Origin of the sequence: Rathayibacter sp. AY1F4, assembly GCF_002931775.1 — a bacterium.
GTDB lineage: Bacteria > Actinomycetota > Actinomycetes > Actinomycetales > Microbacteriaceae > Rathayibacter.
Genome location: NZ_PSVE01000027.1, coordinates 38456 through 55223, shown reverse-complemented (window position 1 = coordinate 55223; position 16768 = coordinate 38456). Strand labels below are relative to the sequence as shown.

The following is a 16768-nucleotide window of genomic DNA, read 5'->3' as shown; positions in this document are numbered from 1 at the left end:
AGCGCGCCGTCGCCCAGGGCGCCCTCGGCATGGCCGCCGACCTCATCGGCTACGGGGTGCAGGACTGGGGCTTCGCCGTCGAGTCCGCCGAGCCGCCCGAGCTGCCGCCACCGCCCGCGCCGCCGCTCGAGGAGCTCGACGAGGATCCGACGTAGCTCGACGTCGACGACGAGAACGAGGACACGCTGCCGGCGAAGGCCGCCCCGTGGAAGCCGTTCGGTCCGGAGTACCAGACCGGCTCCTCGCCGGTGCGCTCGTAGGCCGACGCGAGCTCCGCCGACCACTCCTTCTCGAGACCGAAGAGCACGGCCCACGGCAGCAGGCGCTCCGTCACCTCGACCACCTCGACCGGTCCGACCGTGCGCCGGTCCGCCCCGCGGGGCGACTGCAGCATCGCGATCCGGTCGGCCTCGGCCAGGCGGATGTACAGCTCGAGCCCGCGCAGATGGTCGCGCAGCTCCGCGCCCGCGGCCGTCAGCGGCACCCTCGAGACCAGGATCGTCCCGACGACGGCCGCGACGATCGCGACCAGCATCAGCACGAGCGGGAGCGCTCCGCCGAAGGAGCCGGTCATCAGGAGGATCGCGCCCAGGAAGGCGGCCATGACACCCAGCAGCAGCGGGACGATCACGAGCACGCTGCCGCCGATCGTCCCGGCCTTCTTCAGTCCCGCCTCGGTCACCCGGTTGCCCAGCGCGGTCCGGAACTGTCCGACGGCCTTGCCGAACTCCTTGTCCTTGCCGGAGAGCTCACGCACCGTCCCCGGCACCCGGCCGAGGGCGATGTCGAGGAACTCGCGGTCGTCGGAGGCGAGGGGCCGCGGGCGTCCCGCGCGTCGCGTCGGCGTCGTGGCGGGGTCGAGCACCCGCACGGCGTACTCCTGCTTCCGCCCCTCCCCCGTCTCCTCGATGCGCACGAGACCGCGGACGGCGGCGTCCAGGAGTCCGGCCGCAGGGGCCTTCGACGTCTTCCGCAGCAGCGCGGCGGAGAGGAACAGCCCTTCCGCGGGCGGGTCGTATTCGGCGACGACGGTCGGGCGGCCGGGAGCGTCGCGGAGCACGGTCCGGCGGCGGTGCACGGCGAGCGCGAGGCCGATCAGGACCGCGGCGAGGCCGCCCAACTGCACCCAGGACCAGCCGGAGGCGAGGTAGCGGTCGTCGCGCGGCGTGAAGGTCCCGGGAGCGAAGCCGATCGCCACGGTCACGTTCTCCCCCGGAGCCAGCGACTCCCCCGATGCCGTGACGACCGCGCCGTCGCGGCCGATCGGACAGGGCGTCGTCGAGCCCTCCGGTCCCCGGTAGCAGCTGACGGTCCCCGTCGCGGCGGAGGCCAGCGACCCGGCGAGCTCGACGCGCACGTCGTAGCGGTCGAAGGACTGGCGCCAGCCCGTGCCGTTGACGTCCCAGTAGAACTCGTCCTCGCCGCTGCGCGTGCCGGATCCAGGCAGGGTCGTGTTGTGCTGCGTGTAGGTGAAGACGTAGGTCTGACTGCCGCTGACGAACTCGTCCGCCGCGCTGGTGACCAGGAGGAAGCCGTCCTCGCGCTCGGCGTCGACCGGCCGCGCCTCCCCGTCGCCGTCGGTGACGGACACCAGGTCGACGTCGGTCGGGTGCCCCTCGTAGTCGAGCGGGATCGCGCGCTGCATGCCGCGGTTCTGCGACGGCGGGAACTCGGCGACGAAGGTCTCGACGGTGGTCAACGTCGAGCGGCCCTCCTCGTCGCGGTCGAGACGGAAGTCGGCCGAGTACTCCGAGAACCGGAAGCCGTCCACGTCCGCGCGCACGACACCCGCGACGGGCTGCGGAGCCGCCACGGCCTGCGCCGCCGCTCCGCCGACCAGCAGCGGGACCGCGAGGGCCGCAGCCGCCGCTCGCCGCGCGACCACCCCCGCCCGGCCGGTCGAGGCGGACAGGATCGTGCCGAGCAGCCCCCACATGCCTGCGATGCTACGCGCCGACGCACGCCCGGCACGTCCCCCGGGCGGACTACTGGAGCAGGAACTGCGTGGGCGAGCCCGAGGGGATGCCGGCGACCGACACCGACAGATTGTAGGCGGCGCCGCCCGCCTCGACCGCCTCGCGTCCGCCGGAGCAGGTGTCGGCGGAGGAGCGGGTGCGGTCCCACGTGAGCGCGCTGCCCATCACCGAGCGGCCCGCCTGGAGGAGCACCGGCAGATCGGCCGCGCCGGTCTGGCAGTCGGTCGAGGTCCAGATCTGCTCGGAGCCGCTCGTGATCGTGAAGACCTGCTTGCTCGTGCCCGCGTCGATCACGCAGTCGGTGCTCGAGATGTTGGCCAGCGAGAGCGAGAGCTGCGGATCCTCGCCGGGCGCGTAGCTCGTGGCGTCCGTGACCGCGGTGACGGCGACGGAGTCGGCCGAGCAGGCGGGTGCGGCGCCGGGCGTCGCACCGGGCGAGGTGGTCGGGTAGAGCGTCGGCAGCACGACGGTCGGCGTGGGGCTCGACGCGGCGTCGGAGCCGGTCATCCGCGGGAGCAGCGACAGCACCACCGCCAGGCCCGCGACGATGACGACCAGCGCGAGCAGCACTCCGGCGCGGCGTCGCCGGTAGACCCGGGAGGGCAGGCGGCGGGGCGGCGGAGTCACCGGGACAGGCTACGACGTGGCGGCGGTCAGAGCGTCTTCAGCATGCGGGTGTTGCCGAGCGTGTTCGGCTTCACCCGGGCGAGGTCGAGGAACTCGGCGACTCCCTCGTCGGGAGAGCGGAGCAGCTCGGCGTAGACCTCGGGGTCGACGACCTTCTCGCCGATCGGCTCGAAGCCGTGGCGGGCGAAGAAGTCGACCTCGAAGGTGAGGCAGAACAGGCGCTTCAGGCCGAGCTCGCGCGCGTCGTTCTCGAGGCGCTCCAGGATGTGGTGGCCCACACCCCTCCCGAGCCAGTCCTGCGCGACCGCGAGGGTGCGCACCTCCGCGATGTCGTCCCACATCACATGCAGCGCACCGCAGCCGATCGCCGTCCCGTGGCCGTCCTCGGCGATGCGGAACTCCTGCACGGCGCCGTAGAGCACCACGCGGTCCTTGCCCAGGAGGATGCGCTCGTTCACGAGCGGCTCGCTGAGCTCCTGGATGAAGGGGACATCGCTCGTGCGCGCGCGGCGCACCGGGTACTTCCAATCGGCCATTCGACAAGCCTAGGCCGCACCGGGCGCGGGATCCTGCGAGCAGGCGCCCACCCCCGGACGACGACGTGCCCGGCCCCTCGCGAGAGGGGACGGGCACGGGGTCGTTCGGCAGCCTGCTACGACATCAGGTCGGGCGTCGCCGGGCCGGCCGTGGCCGCTCCGGTGGACGCGCCGGCGCTGATCGAGATCAGGCGCGGGGTCGTGGTGAAGACGAACTTGTTGTCGGCGAAGTCCACGTGGATGTGGTCTCCGGCGCCGAGCTCGCCGTGCAGGATCCGCTCGGACAGCTGGTCCTCGATCTCGCGCTGGATCGCGCGGCGCAGGGGGCGCGCACCGAGGGCCGGGTCGAACCCGACCTCGATCAGGCGCTCCTTGGCCGGCTGCGTCAGCTCCACCGTCATGTCGCGGTCGAGCAGGCGGTCGCCCAGGCGCTTGATGAAGAGGTCGACGATCTGGAGCAGCTCGGGCTTCGACAGCTGCGGGAAGACGATGACGTCGTCCACGCGGTTGAGGAACTCGGGCTTGAAGTGCTTCTTGAGCTCCTCGTTGACCTTGCCGCGCATGCGGTCGTAGCCGGTGGCGTTGTCGCCCTCGATCTGGAACCCGACGGGACCACCGGCGATGTCACGAGCACCGAGGTTGGTGGTCATGATGATGACGGTGTTCTTGAAGTCGACGACACGGCCCTGGCCGTCGGTCAGTCGACCCTCCTCCAGGATCTGGAGGAGCGAGTTGAAGATGTCCGGGTGCGCCTTCTCGATCTCGTCGAAGAGGACCACGCTGAACGGCTTGCGGCGCACCTTCTCGGTGAGCTGGCCGCCCTCCTCGAAGCCGACGAACCCGGGAGGGGCGCCGAACAGCCGCGAGACGGTGTGCTTCTCGCCGTACTCCGACATGTCAAGCGAGATCATCGCGTTCTCGTCGTCGAAGAGGAACTCGGCGAGCGCCTTGGCCAGCTCGGTCTTCCCGACGCCCGTGGGGCCGGCGAAGATGAACGAGCCCGAGGGGCGCTTGGGGTCCTTGAGGCCCGCGCGGGTGCGGCGGATCGTCCGCGAGAGGGCCGCGATGGCCTCCTCCTGGCCGATGACGCGCTGGTGCAGGGCCTTCTCCATGAAGACGAGCCGCGAGGACTCCTCCTCGGTGAGCTTGAAGACCGGGATGCCCGTCGCCTGGGCGAGGACCTCGGCGATCAGGCCCTCGTCGACCACGCCGGTGGCCTTGACGTCGCCCGACTTCCACTGCTTCTCGAGGCGCAGGCGCTCACCGAGCAGCTGCTTCTCCTCGTCGCGGAGCGACGCGGCCTTCTCGAAGTCCTGGTCCTCGATCGCGGCCTCCTTGGCGGAGCGGACCACGGCGATGCGGTCGTCGAAGTCGCGCAGCTCCGGCGGCGCCGAGAGGATCGAGAGGCGCAGGCGTGCGCCGGCCTCGTCGATCAGGTCGATCGCCTTGTCGGGGAGGAAGCGGTCGCTGATGTAGCGGTCGGCCAGATTGGCCGCCGAGACGATCGCGCCGTCGGTGATCGACACCTTGTGGTGCGCCTCGTAGCGGTCGCGCAGCCCCTTGAGGATGTTGATCGTGTGGGGCAGCGACGGCTCCGCGACCTGGATCGGCTGGAAGCGGCGCTCGAGAGCGGCGTCCTTCTCGAAGTGCTTGCGGTACTCGTCGAGCGTGGTCGCGCCGATGGTCTGCAGCTCGCCGCGGGCGAGCAGCGGCTTGAGGATCGAGGCGGCGTCGATCGCGCCCTCAGCGGCCCCTGCGCCGACGAGGGTGTGGATCTCGTCGATGAAGGTGATGATGTCGCCGCGGGTGCGGATCTCCTTCGTGACCTTCTTCAGGCGCTCCTCGAAGTCTCCGCGGTAGCGGGATCCGGCGATGAGCGAGCCGAGGTCGAGCGTGTAGAGCTGCTTGTCCTTCAGCGTCTCGGGCACGTCGCCGCGCACGATCGCCTGGGCGAGGCCCTCGACGACGGCGGTCTTGCCGACGCCGGGCTCGCCGATCAGGACGGGGTTGTTCTTGGAGCGGCGGGAGAGGATCTGCATGACCCGCTCGATCTCCTTCTCGCGCCCGATGACCGGGTCGAGCTTGTTGTCGCGCGCTGCCTGGGTGAGGTTGCGGCCGAACTGGTCGAGGATCTGCGATCCCCCCTGAGGCTGCTGCTGCTCACCGCCCACGGCGACCTGCTCCTTGCCCTGGTAGCCGGAGAGCAGCTGGATGACCTGCTGGCGCACGCGGTTCAGGTCGGCACCGAGCTTGACCAGCACCTGAGCGGCGACGCCCTCGCCCTCGCGGATGAGGCCGAGCAGGATGTGCTCGGTCCCGATGTAGTTGTGGCCGAGCTGCAGCGCTTCGCGCAGGGACAGCTCGAGGACCTTCTTCGCCCGAGGCGTGAAGGGGATGTGGCCGGTCGGCTGCTGCTGCCCCTGGCCGATGATGTCCTGCACCTGCTCGCGCACAGCGTCGAGCGAGATCCCGAGGGACTCGAGCGCCTTGGCGGCCACTCCCTCGCCCTCGTGGATCAGGCCGAGCAGGATGTGCTCCGTGCCGATGTAGTTGTGATTGAGCATCTTGGCCTCTTCCTGGGCCAGGACGACGACGCGCCGCGCGCGATCGGTGAATCTCTCGAACATGCTGTCACTCCCTACAGAACCCGCAGGGGTGGGCTCCGATACGTCGACTGTAACCAGCGCTCCCCCCGGTGAGCAGGCCTGTTCGCCCTGGGCGTGCACGCGATCCGGGAGGGGTGCGGGCGGCGGTCCGGTCCACCGGTCCATGCGAAGGCATACACTTCCCGCATGAGCAACCTGGAGGAGCATCCCGACGAGCTCCCCGTCGCCGCGGAGCCGGTCCCTCGCGAGTCCGGCGCGGTCGAGATCCTGGAGGCGCGACTCGTCCCGCTCGGCGGTCCGCGCGCGATCGAGGTGCGCCGCACCCTCCCCCAGCGCTCGCGCTCGACGATCGGCGCATGGTGCTTCGCCGACCACTACGGCCCGGTGCGGCTCGGCGAGGAGGCCGGGATGGACGTCCCGCCGCACCCGCACACCGGCCTGCAGACCGTGAGCTGGCTCTTCGAGGGCGAGATCGAGCACCGCGACAGCGTCGGCAGCCTCGCCGTGGTGCGCCCGGGCGAGCTCAACCTGATGACGGCCGGACGCGGCATCTCGCACTCGGAGGTCTCGACCGGGGGCGCGCCCGTCCTGCACGGGGTGCAGCTCTGGGTCGCGCTGCCCGAGGAGGCGCGGCTCGTCGATCCGTTCTTCGAGCACCACCGCGGCGTGCCCGTGGAGCTGCCCGGCGCGCTGGTGCGCGTCTTCGTCGGAGTGATGCTGGGCGCGTCGGTGCCCGCGAGCACCTTCACTCCGCTGGTCGCCGCGCAGATCGACCTCGAGCCGGGTGCCCGGGTCGAGCTGCCGGTCGAGGAGTCGTGGGAGTACGGCGTGCTCGTCGACGCCGGCCCGGTGGCGGTCGAGGGCGTGGACGTCCCGCGCTCGGACCTCGCCTACCTGGCACCCGGCCGCTCGCACCTGGTGCTGACCGCCGGGGACGTGGGCGCCCGCGTGGTGCTGCTCGGCGGCGAGCCGTTCGCCGAGGAGCTGGTGATGTGGTGGAACTTCGTCGGCCGCAGCCACGACGACGTGGCGGCCGCCCGCGAGCGCTGGCAGTCCGACGTGATCGCCGGGGCGGATCCCGCGGGACCGTTCGGCACCGTCGACGGGTACGGCGGACGCGCGCTCCCCGCGCCCGTGCTGCCGACCGTGCGCCTGAAGCCGCGCCGCCGGGCCTGAGCCGAGACCGTCAGGCCGAGGCGCTCCGATGCGGGGCCGCCGACGCGGGAGCGCGGAAGCCTCGATGATCCCGCTCGACCACCGCGACTCCCGCGTTCCCACCGGCGCGTCAGGACGCGTCCGACTCCTTCTTCGCGGCGGCCTTCGCCGCGGCCTCGCGATCGGTGGCCTCGGCCGTCTCCCGGAAGGCGCGGCGCGGATCCTGCAGCGCACTCATCGGCGAGAGGTCGCGCGGAGTGACGGCGTCGACGAGCCAGCCCGTGATGATCCGCCACTTGCGGTCCAGGGTCGGCATCGCCGCTCCGTGGTAGGCGCGGTGCGCGAGCCAGGCGGGGAGGCCGCGCAGCTTCACGCCCTTGATCAGGCCGGCGCCCTTGCCGATGCCGTACTCGGCGACGGTCCCGACGGAGGCGTGGCGGTACTCCTCCACGGTGCCTCCGGTGAGGTCGGCGATGATGTTGCGCGCCAGGAGCTTGGCCTGCCGGACCGCGTTCTGCGCGTTCGGCGGGTAGTACGCGGGCTGCTTCTCGCTGGTGAGGTCCGGCACCTGCGCGCCGTCGCCGGCCGCCCAGGCGCCGCCCACCGGCTCGCCGTCCTCGCGGATGACCCGCAGGCGCGCATCCGCCATGACGTGGCCCTTCGGCCCGCGCGGCGCGTCGGTCGCGTCCAGGATCGGGTTCGGCTTCACGCCGGCGGTCCACACGATCGTGGCGGTCGGGATGCGCTCGCCCGAGGAGAGCTCCACGACGCCGTCCTCGCAGGAGGGCATCGTCGTCTTCAGGTGCACGTGCACGCCGCGCGAGCGGAGGTGGTCGAGCGTCCACTTCGAGAGCTCGGGACCGACCTCGGGGGCGACCCGGTCCAGCGCCTCGACGAGGTGCCAGGTGACGTCGCCCATCGAGAGGGAGGGCTGTGCGGCGAGAGTCTTGCGGCTGAGGTCGAGCAGCTCGCTCAGCGCCTCGACGCCGGTGTAGCCACCGCCGACGAAGACGAAGGTGAGCAGGCGCCGGCGCTCGGCGGGATCGGTGGTGAGCGCCGCCTTCGCGATGTTCTCGATGACGCGGTCGCGCAGGTGCGCCGCCTCCTCCACCGTCTTGAAGCCGATGCCGTGCTCGGCGAGGCCCGGAGTGGGGAAGGTGCGGGTGACGGCACCGAGCGCGAAGACGACCTGGTCGAACTCGATCGTGCGGGTGGAGCCGTCCAACGCGGCGACCGTGGCGCTGCGCTCGGCGAGGCTCACGCCGGTGATCGCGCCGCGGATCACGCGGGTGCGCTTGAGCGCGGAGACCAGCGGCACCGTGACGTGGCGCGGCTGGACGTGCCCGCCGGCGACCTCGGGCAGCAGCGGCTGGTAGGTCATGTAGGGGTTCGGCTCGACGACGGTGACGTCGATCGGCGCCTCCCCCCGCCTCTTCTCGAGGCCCCAGGCCGTGTACAGGCCGACGTAGCCGCCGCCGAGGATGAGGATGCGCGTCGTACGGGATGCCGTCATGTCCGTTCCCTTCTCGAACCCGGCGCCGGGCAGGCGGAACCGGATGGTGCTGAGGACGCTCCGACGCTACGCGGGGCGCGGCGGCCCGCACAGGGCCTTGCGCGACGAGCCGGGGCCGCGCATCCTCCGCCTGCGGGCGGACGGGAGCCGCGCTACTGCAGCGCCGAGGTGAGCCGCGCCAGGTTGTCGAGCAGGGTCGAGCGGAGCGGCTGCTGCCGCCACTCGCGGAGGGTCAGCTCGCGGGAGTGCTCGCGGTAGTCCTGCTGCACCTGGCGCAGGTCCTCGACGAACTCCGAGCCGCGCACCATGAGCGAGACCTCGAGGTTGAGCGTGAAGGAGCGCATGTCCATGTTGCTCGAGCCGATCACGGCGACGTCGTCGTCGATCGTGAAGTGCTTCGCGTGCAGGATGGTCGGCTTGCGGTACATCCAGATGCGCACGCCCGCGGTCAGCAGCGTCTCGTAGTACGAGCGCTGGGCGTGGTAGACCACGGCCTGGTCGCCGATCTCGGAGACGAAGAGCTCCACGTGCACGCCCCGCCGGGTCGCCGTCGTGATCGCGTAGAGCATCGCCTCGTCGGGCACGAAGTACGGGCTGGTGATGATGATCGACTTCTGCGCCGAGTAGAGCAGCGTCAGGAACAGCCGCAGGTTGTTCTCGCCCTCGAATCCCGGCCCGCTCGGCACCACCTGGCAGTCGATCGTGTCGCGCTGCTGCAGCGCCTCCATCGGCTCCGACTCCCGCAGGAGCAGCTCGTCGGTCTCGCTGTACCAGTCGGTGATGAAGATGGCGTTGATGCCCTGCACCACCGGCCCCTCGAGGCGCACCATCAGGTCGTGCCAGTGCAGGCCGCGGCGGATGTTGCCGCGCTTGTTGTAGCTGGAGTCGACGACGTTCTGCGAGCCCATGAAGGCCGCGTTGCCGTCGACGATCAGCAGCTTGCGGTGGTTGCGCAGGTCCGGCCGCTGGTACTGGCCGCGCCACGGCCGCACGGGGAGCATGTACGACCACGAGGCGCCCGCCCGCTCGAGGGCGCGCAGCCGGCGGTGGGTGCCGCTGTAGTAGCCGGGCACGCGGATCGACGCGATGTGGTCGAGGAGGATCCGCACCCGCACCCCGCGCGCCACCGCGCGGTCGAGCGCGTCGAAGAAGGGCGCGGTCGTCGAGTCGGCGGCGAGGATGTAGAACTCGCAGTGCACGTACCGGCGGGCGCGGTCGATCTCGGCGGCCATCGCGCGGATGGTCTGCTCGTAGTCGCCCTGGAGGCGCGCGTCGTTCCCGCCGACCAGCGGCATCGCGCCGAGGTTGCGGTTGAGGGTGACCACCGACTCCAGCCACTGCGGCCACGGGTGCTCCCGGGCGACGCGGTCGATGCCGTCGGTCGACTCCAGGATGAACCGGTTGATCTCCTGCTGCTTCCGGCGGCGCTTGCGCGGCAGCCGGTAGCTCCCGATGAAGAGGAACAGCAGGATGCCGACGTACGGGATCAGGAAGATCGCCATCAGCCAGGCGAGACCGGTGGTCGGACGGCGGTTCCGCGGCACGACGATCACGGCGATCACGCGGACCACGAGCTCGACGACGACGGCCGCGATCGGGAGGATCACGGCCCAGTCGGGTGCGGGCACCGCGCCTCCTCGTTCGTCGTGCGGAGCCGCTCAGCGGGCGCGGGAGGCACCCGCGCGGCGGCGGTGGTCAGGAGGCGTCGCGGGGCGGCAGGCCGCGGCGCTCGCGCTCGCGGGCCTCGATGCGGTCGTACGCGCGGCGCTCGTTGCGGTCCGAGCGGATGAGGGCGCGCATCACGAACCAGAAGATGGCTCCGACCGTGATCGTCGGCACGAGGGCCCACAGCCCCTGGTTCCACAGCTCCCAGTCCATGCGGCGATCCTACCCGCGGCACCGGCGCGGGAGCCGTGAGCCCGGAGGCCCGTGCGCCCAGCGGCCTTCGCGGACGCTGGCGCTACTGGCTCTCGACCGACTTGTTCAGCGCCGCGGCGTCGGAGTTGAGGCCCTCCAGCTCCGAGCGCAGGCCGTCGTACACGGCGATGTCCGCGTCGATGGCGGCGCGGGTGGCATCGACGGCCTGGCTGCGGGCGAGCAGATCGGCGCGCTCCGTCTCGAACTCGGCCGTCGATCCGAAGTCGCCGCTGTCGGCGCGCGAGTTGAAGTCGTCGATCTCGACATTGAGCGCGTCGTACTCGGCGTTGTTCGCGTCGACCCGCGCCGTGAGGTCGGCGTACATCGTCTCGATCCGGGAGACCAGATCCTCGATGCGGTTCTCGAGATCGGTGAAGACCGCCTCGTAGCGGGCGTTCAGGCCCACGACGACGGAGCGGTCGTCGAAGAACTCGGCGTAGTGCGCCTCGAGCGCCGGCGGAAGGTCGGCCACCTCGGTCCCCAGGATCGAGTGCAGCTCGTTGACGCGCTCGCCGAGGCCGCCGGTGCGGTACAGCTCGAGGCGCTCGGCGATCGTGCCGTCCTGCGGGAGGGTCTCGTACGCGGCCTCGAGCTCGTCGCCCAGCTCGGCCTGCTCCTCCGCGTCGAGCCGCACCCACGCGGCGTGCAGCATCTCGTGGGCCGCCGTCACGTCGCGGATCCCGTCGAGGTCGGGATTGGCGACGTCCGAGATGTAGATGCTGGTGCCGGTGTAGCAGCCGAGGACGATGTCGTCGGAGGCGCCGTAGCCGCAGAGGTCGTTGAAGCCGGCGGTCGGCTCGACCGACGGGCTCGACGCGTAGTAGAGGGCGCGGCCGCGGTCGGACATGGCGGTCCGCTCCGCGAAGCCGGCGATCGTGGGGTCGGGCGTGAAGGCCTCGGCCGCTCGCCGGTCGGCCAGCGCGGTGCCGACGTCGCCGGAGGAGGTGAGGACGCTCGCGGCGACCGCGGTCCCCACACCGAACTGCGCGATCGTGAGGACGCCCGCCGCGACGGCCGCGACGATGCTCGATGCCCTGACCATGTCTCCCCCTCGGCTCCTGCGACCCTACTTGACGAGCGGGAACAGGATCGTCTCGCGGATCCCGAGGCCGGTGATCGCCATCAGGAGGCGGTCGATGCCCATGCCCATGCCGCCGGTGGGGGGCATGCCGTGCTCGAGGGCGCGGAGGAAGTCCTCGTCCAGGCGCATCGCCTCGTCGTCGCCCGCGGCGGCCTGGCGGGCCTGCTCGACGAAGCGCTCGCGCTGCACGACCGGGTCGATCAGCTCGGAGTAGCCGGTGGCCAGCTCGAAGCCGCGGACGTAGAGGTCCCACTTCTCGACGACGCCCGGGATGCTGCGGTGCGCCCGCACGAGCGGCGAGGTGTCGACGGGGAAGTCCATCACGAAGGTCGGGCGCGTCAGGCCGCCCTTCACGAAGTGCTCCCACAGCTCCTCGACGTACTTGCCGTGCGTGGGGACGTGCACCTCGACGCCCTCGCGCGCGGCGAGGGTCTCGAGCTCGGCGAGCTCCGTCTCCGGCGTGATCGCGATGCCGGCCGCGAGCGACAGGCTCTCGTACATCGAGATGCGGTCCCACCGGCCGCCGAGGTCGAACTCGGTGCCGTCGGCCCAGGTGACCACGTGCGAGCCCGCGACGGCCTGCGCCGCGTTCTGGATCAGCTCCTGGGTGAGGTCGGCGATCGAGTTGTAGTCGCCGTACGCCTGGTAGGCCTCGAGCATCGCGAACTCGGGCGAGTGCGTGGAGTCCGCGCCCTCGTTGCGGAAGTTGCGGTTGATCTCGAAGACCCGGTCGATGCCGCCGACGACGGCGCGCTTGAGGTAGAGCTCGGGCGCGATGCGCAGGTACAGCTCGGTGTCGAAGGCGTTCGAGTGCGTGGCGAAGGGGCGTGCGGAGGCGCCGCCGTGCATCACCTGGAGCATCGGGGTCTCGACCTCGAGGAACTCGTGGGAGGCGAAGGTGTCGCGAAGGGAGGCGTTCACGCGGGCGCGGGTGACGACCGTCTCGCGGGCCTGGGGGCGCACGATCAGGTCGAGGTAGCGCTGGCGCATCCGGGTCTCGTCGCCGAGCTCGTTGTGCAGGTTCGGCAGCGGCAGGATCGCCTTCGCGGCGATCGTCCACTCCGACACCCACACGCTCAGCTCGCCGCGCTTGCTCGAGACGACCTCGCCCTCGACGAAGAGGTGGTCGCCCAGGTCGACGAGCTCCTTCCACGCCGCGAGCGACTCCTCGCCCACGTCGCCGAGCGAGACCATGGCCTGGATCCGCTCGCCGTCGCCGGCCTGCAGCGTCGCGAAGCAGAGCTTGCCCGTGTTGCGCTGGAACACCACGCGGCCCGCGAGGCCGACGCGCTCGCCGGTCTTCACGTCCGGCTCGATGCCCTCGTGGCGCGCCCGGACGGCCGCGATGGTGTCGGTGACTCCGACCGCGACGGGGTAGGCGCCGGCGCCGAGGTCGTCGCCCGCGAGCTCGAGCAGGCGCTCGCGCTTGGCGAGGCGGACGGCCTTCTGCTCGGAGGCCTCCTGCTGCGCGGCCCGCTCGGCGGCGGCCTGCTCGGAGTCGGACTGCTCGGCGGCGGGGGTCGTGGACTCGGGGACGTCGGGGGTGTCGGCCATGAGGGTCGCGGTGCTTTCGGTTCGGGGCGGACGGCCGCGATCAGGCGAGCAGGATCGGGGCGTTGTCGAGGAGGCGGGTGGTGCCGACGATCGCGGCGACGAGCACGAGTGCCGGGCCGCGGTGGTCGGCGTCGACCGGGAGGAGCGTCGCGGGATCCACGACGACGAGGTAGTCCAGCTTAACGAGCGGCTCGGCGTGCGCGACGGCCTCGGCGGCCTCGATCGCCGCGGCGGCACCGCGGTCGGCGGCTCCCGCGGCGGCTGCGAGGAGCCGCGGCAGCACGAGGCCCGCGCGGCGCTGCTCCTCGTCGAGGTAGCGGTTGCGGCTGGAGCGGGCGAGCCCGTCCTCCTCCCGCACGATGCCGACGCCCTCGATCTCCACGGGCAGGTCGAGGTCGCGGACCATGCGGCGCACGAGGAACAGCTGCTGCGCGTCCTTCTGCCCGAAGACCGCGACGTCCGGCTGGGCGATGCTCAGGAGCTTGGCGACGACGGTGAGCATCCCGTCGAAGTGGCCCGGCCGCGCGCGCCCCTCGTAGAGGCTGCCGACCTCGTCCGCGACGACCCGCGTCGAAGACGGCCCGTCGGGATACATCTCGGCGACTCCCGGAGCGAAGAGGAGGTCGGCCCCGGCCGCGTCGAGCAGGGCGGTGTCGCCCTCGAGGTCGCGCGGGTAGCGGTCCAGGTCCTCGGTCGGACCGAACTGCAGCGGATTCACGAACACCGACACGACGACGACGTCGGCCAGCTCGCGCGCCCGCTCGACGAGGGCGAGGTGCCCGGCGTGCAGGGCGCCCATCGTCGGCACGAGTGCGATGCGCCGACCGGCCCGCCGCGCCTCCTGCAGCCGCTCGCGGAGGTCGCCGATGCGGTGGACGGTGCTGATCACCCGACGATGCTACCGGCGGGCCCGCGGCCGCCGGGGCCCTCGGCACCGGGACGCCGTGCTCCTCCGCGAGGCACCGCCTCCCGAGCGGCGTCCCACCCGGGGAGCGGCGTCACGAGCGGCACCGCGCGTCAGCCCGCCGCGCGGCGCAGGGCGTCGTCGACGGAGGAGCGGACGAGGCTGGAGAGGAAGAAGCCCGGCTTCTCGACGCCGATGCCCGCCAGCAGGCCCGCCGCCTGGTCGACGATCGCGGTCGAGAAGGTCGTGGCGGTCGAGACGGCCTCCGCGTAGGCGGCGCGGTCCGCCTCCGCCACGGTCACCGGCTCCCCGCCCATCTCGACCACCAGCGCCTGCGCGATCGGCAGCACCGGGCCCGGCGCCGACACGGCGAAGTAGGTCTCGGAGAGGCGCGCCAGGTCGAGGCTGGTGCCGCTGAAGGCCATCGCCGGATGGACTGCCAGGGGGATGACCCCGGAGGCGAGCGCCGGCGCGAGCACCCCGTAGCCGTGCTCGGGTGCCGTGTGCAGCACCAGCTGGCCGGGCTGCCACGCTCCGGTCGCGGCGAGCCCCGCGACCAGGGCGGCGATCTCGCTCCCGGGGACGGCGACGATCACCAGCTCGCTGCGCTCGACGAGCTCGGGGATCGCGAGCACGGGGACTCCGGGGAGCAGCGCGTCGGCGCGCTCGCGGCCGCTCTCGCTGGTGGTGGCGATCCCGATCACGGCGTGGCCGGCCCCGGCGAGCGCGGCACCCAGCACCGGGCCCACGCGTCCGGCACCGATCACGCCGACGCCCAGGCGTCCGTCGCGGCGGTTCTCAGGCATGCGGTTCCCCCTCCGGAGCGGGCCAGTCGGGCAGGGCGGGTGCGGCCGCGCGCCGCCCCCACTGGTGGCTCGCGTCGCGGTCGGCGGCCCGCACTCCGGCCGTCGCGAGGCTCTCGAAGAAGGCGAGTCCGTCGGCCGCGCTCATCACCGGCACGAGCGGAGTGACGGGGCCGGCCACCGTGTGCACGCGCGCCGAGGCCAGCCCGAGCAGGCGCTGGAGCGGTCCCTGCTGGACCCCGACGCTCTGCATCCGCGCCAGGGGCACCACGGCGACCCGCCGCCAGACCGCTCCGCTGCGCAGGATCGCGACCTCGTCCGTCAGCCGGTACCCGGTCCTCCGGAACGAGAAGGGGCGGAGCCACACCGCCGAGCGCGGCGCCCGGGTGAAGCCGGCCGCGTCGCGGTGCCGGAGTGCGTCTCCGACGGGCGTCGACTCCGCTCCCTCAGCCGGTCCGGGCAGCAGGAGGGCGAGGACGCGCTCGACCGCGGCGAGGTCGCCGACGGGCAGGATCGTGGTGTTCGGCTCGCCGTTCGCCCCGCGGGAGGCCGCGTGGCCGGCGCGGTCGATCCGCACCTGCCACCAGCCGAAGGGGCGCCAGAGCAGCGGCTGCGTGATCTCGACGGCGTGGATCCGGCCGGGCGGGATCGTGTCGCTGCTGGTCGAGAGCACGCCGTAGCCGACCCGCACGCCGTCGGGCGTCGCGGCGATCGAGTACCGGAGCGAGCGCACGAACTGGCGGACGTAGTAGCTGCCCGAGCCGATCAGGCCCGGCAGGATCGCGAAGAGCACGTAGGGCGAGCCGTAGACGGCGACGAACACCACGGCGACGACCGAGGCGGCCAGGAACAGCGTGAAGCCGCTGAAGACGAGCGAGCCGAGGAGCCGGCCCGGCGGGATCGAGACGACCGACTCGGGCGGCGTCTCGTCCTGAGGCTCGCCGAACTCCTCCAGCCGGCGCGCCAGGAACCCGCCCGCCGGAGCCGCACCGTCGACCGTCGCCTCTCGCTCGCGCACCCCGGAGGCGAGCCGCAGGATGTCGCGGCGCAGGGCGTCCACCAGCCGCGAGCCGAGGTACGACAGCTGGACGTTCGCGTCCTGCCCGGCCACGCTCACCTCGAGCTTCGCGGCCCCGAACAGCCGCGCGAACAGCGGACGCTGCACCGCGATGCCCTGGATGCGGTCCAGCCGCGCCCGCCGGTTGGTCCGGAAGAGCACGCCGGAGCGCACCTCGACGAGCTCGTCCGTGATGCGGAAGGTGTGCATCCGCCAGGACAGCCAGAACGCGAAGACGGCGACCGCCAGGCCCACCGCGACCGCCAGCAGCGCCCAGCCGACGAGACCGCGGCGCAGCAGCTCGTCGACCGGATCGCCGCTCTCGAACCCCTCCGGCCCGGGCAGGAACAGCTCGACCAGGCGCTCGCGGAGGTTCGTGATCACGATGCCGAGGACGACCAGCAGGCCGATCCCGCCCTTGAGGACCGGGGTCGCGGGATGGAGGCGGTGCCACTCCCCGTCGGCGAGGTCCGTCTCGACGGCGCGGAGCTCGGTCACAGGCCGGCCCGGCGCGACTCGGCGAGCTCGACCAGGCGGTCGCGGAGCTCCTCCGCGTCCTGCTCGGCCAGGCCCGGGATGCTGACGCCGGTCGCCGCGGCGGCGGTGACGAAGCGGAGGTCGGCGAGGCCGAGTGCCCGGGCGAGCGGCCCGCGGTTGACGTCGATGAGCTGCATCCGCCCGTACGGCACCGACACGAAGCGCTGGAACATGATGCCGCGGCGAAACAGGAGGTCGTCCTGGCGCAGGAGGTAGCCGTAGGCGCGCGCACGGCGCGGGGCCACGATCAGGAGGGTCACCGCGAGGGCGGCCGCGGCGGCCATCGGGATCCAGCCCCACGGCAGGCCGATCAGCATCAGCACCACGGGCACGGCGAGCAGCAGCACGCTCGACACGACGGCCGACACGATCTCGACCGCGACGTACCGGGGCGAGACGCGGCGCCACTCCCCCGTGATGTCGAGACGGTCCCGCCGGCGTCCCCTCGCGTCGCGGCGGGTCGTCGGCGACGCGTCCTCGGGCTCGGCGGGCATGGCGTCGT

General features: G+C 72.4%; 14 protein-coding genes. 1 reads left to right on the top strand and 13 read right to left on the bottom strand.

Annotated elements, in window-relative coordinates; translation table 11 throughout:
• Positions 1-49 precede the first annotated feature (49 nt).
• The 4 genes from C5C59_RS14950 to C5C59_RS14935 form a co-directional block, all read right to left on the bottom strand.
• Complete coding sequence (locus C5C59_RS14950) at positions 50-1936, bottom strand: DUF2207 domain-containing protein (protein WP_104251304.1); 1887 nt, start codon at positions 1934-1936, stop codon at positions 50-52.
• Positions 1937-1985: 49 nt separating this feature from the next.
• Complete coding sequence (locus C5C59_RS14945; protein ID WP_104224088.1) at positions 1986-2603, bottom strand: hypothetical protein; 618 nt, start codon at positions 2601-2603, stop codon at positions 1986-1988.
• A gap of 26 nt (positions 2604-2629) precedes the next feature.
• Complete coding sequence (locus C5C59_RS14940) at positions 2630-3139, bottom strand: amino-acid N-acetyltransferase (RefSeq protein ID WP_104224089.1); 510 nt, start codon at positions 3137-3139, stop codon at positions 2630-2632.
• A 116-nt stretch (positions 3140-3255) separates the two neighbouring features.
• Positions 3256-5766 (bottom strand): ATP-dependent Clp protease ATP-binding subunit, encoded by a 2511-nt coding sequence (locus C5C59_RS14935; protein ID WP_104224090.1) that lies wholly within the window; start codon positions 5764-5766, stop codon positions 3256-3258.
• Positions 5767-5931: 165 nt separating this feature from the next.
• On the opposite strand from C5C59_RS14935, the gene C5C59_RS14930 reads away from it, so the two are divergent.
• Positions 5932-6921, top strand: a complete 990-nt coding sequence (locus C5C59_RS14930) for a pirin family protein (protein WP_104238413.1) — start codon at positions 5932-5934, stop codon at positions 6919-6921.
• Positions 6922-7030: 109 nt separating this feature from the next.
• Here the strand turns inward: C5C59_RS14930 and C5C59_RS14925 are convergent, their stop codons facing one another.
• The 9 genes from C5C59_RS14925 to C5C59_RS14885 all read right to left on the bottom strand — a co-directional run bounded on the left by C5C59_RS14925 (position 7031) and on the right by C5C59_RS14885 (position 16760).
• Positions 7031-8413, bottom strand: a complete 1383-nt coding sequence (locus C5C59_RS14925; RefSeq protein ID WP_104238412.1) for an NAD(P)/FAD-dependent oxidoreductase — start codon at positions 8411-8413, stop codon at positions 7031-7033.
• A gap of 152 nt (positions 8414-8565) precedes the next feature.
• A complete protein-coding gene (gene cls / locus C5C59_RS14920) occupies positions 8566-10041 on the bottom strand; it encodes a cardiolipin synthase (protein WP_104224093.1) in 1476 nt (491 codons plus the stop codon).
• A 67-nt stretch (positions 10042-10108) separates the two neighbouring features.
• Complete coding sequence (locus C5C59_RS14915) at positions 10109-10291, bottom strand: hypothetical protein (RefSeq protein WP_104224094.1); 183 nt, start codon at positions 10289-10291, stop codon at positions 10109-10111.
• 82 nt (positions 10292-10373) lie between these two features.
• Positions 10374-11372 carry a hypothetical protein gene (locus C5C59_RS17395; protein ID WP_104255539.1) on the bottom strand — a complete coding sequence of 333 codons (999 nt, stop codon included), beginning with the start codon at positions 11370-11372 and terminating at the stop codon, positions 10374-10376.
• A gap of 24 nt (positions 11373-11396) precedes the next feature.
• The gene (gene lysS / locus C5C59_RS14905; RefSeq protein ID WP_104224095.1) at positions 11397-12965 is read right to left on the bottom strand and encodes a lysine--tRNA ligase; all 1569 of its coding nucleotides are present in this window, start codon (positions 12963-12965) and stop codon (positions 11397-11399) included.
• Positions 12966-13005: 40 nt separating this feature from the next.
• Complete coding sequence (panC, locus tag C5C59_RS14900) at positions 13006-13854, bottom strand: pantoate--beta-alanine ligase (protein ID WP_104238411.1); 849 nt, start codon at positions 13852-13854, stop codon at positions 13006-13008.
• Positions 13855-13982: 128 nt separating this feature from the next.
• Entirely contained in the window at positions 13983-14675 is a 693-nt protein-coding gene (locus tag C5C59_RS14895; protein ID WP_104238410.1) for a Rossmann-like and DUF2520 domain-containing protein, read from the bottom strand.
• Positions 14668-16227 carry a PH domain-containing protein gene (locus tag C5C59_RS14890; protein ID WP_104238409.1) on the bottom strand — a complete coding sequence of 520 codons (1560 nt, stop codon included), beginning with the start codon at positions 16225-16227 and terminating at the stop codon, positions 14668-14670. The genes C5C59_RS14895 and C5C59_RS14890 overlap by 8 nt, the downstream gene beginning before the upstream one ends.
• Positions 16224-16760, bottom strand: coding sequence for a PH domain-containing protein (locus tag C5C59_RS14885; RefSeq protein WP_104238408.1), 537 nt, complete (start codon positions 16758-16760; stop codon positions 16224-16226). Before C5C59_RS14885 ends, C5C59_RS14890 begins: the two co-directional genes overlap by 4 nt.
• Positions 16761-16768: the final 8 nt, after the last annotated feature.

Coding starts and splice junctions, on each gene's coding strand:
- C5C59_RS14950 (WP_104251304.1), bottom strand. CDS start 1,936: ATGTGGGGGCTGCTCGGCACGATCCTGTCCGCCTCGACCGGCCGGGCG.
- C5C59_RS17395 (WP_104255539.1), bottom strand. CDS start 11,372: ATGGTCAGGGCATCGAGCATCGTCGCGGCCGTCGCGGCGGGCGTCCTC.
- C5C59_RS14930 (WP_104238413.1), top strand. CDS start 5,932: ATGAGCAACCTGGAGGAGCATCCCGACGAGCTCCCCGTCGCCGCGGAG.
- C5C59_RS14940 (WP_104224089.1), bottom strand. CDS start 3,139: ATGGCCGATTGGAAGTACCCGGTGCGCCGCGCGCGCACGAGCGATGTC.
- C5C59_RS14935 (WP_104224090.1), bottom strand. CDS start 5,766: ATGTTCGAGAGATTCACCGATCGCGCGCGGCGCGTCGTCGTCCTGGCC.
- C5C59_RS14885 (WP_104238408.1), bottom strand. CDS start 16,760: ATGCCCGCCGAGCCCGAGGACGCGTCGCCGACGACCCGCCGCGACGCG.
- lysS (WP_104224095.1), bottom strand. CDS start 12,965: ATGGCCGACACCCCCGACGTCCCCGAGTCCACGACCCCCGCCGCCGAG.
- C5C59_RS14915 (WP_104224094.1), bottom strand. CDS start 10,291: ATGGACTGGGAGCTGTGGAACCAGGGGCTGTGGGCCCTCGTGCCGACG.
- C5C59_RS14925 (WP_104238412.1), bottom strand. CDS start 8,413: ATGACGGCATCCCGTACGACGCGCATCCTCATCCTCGGCGGCGGCTAC.
- C5C59_RS14895 (WP_104238410.1), bottom strand. CDS start 14,675: ATGCCTGAGAACCGCCGCGACGGACGCCTGGGCGTCGGCGTGATCGGT.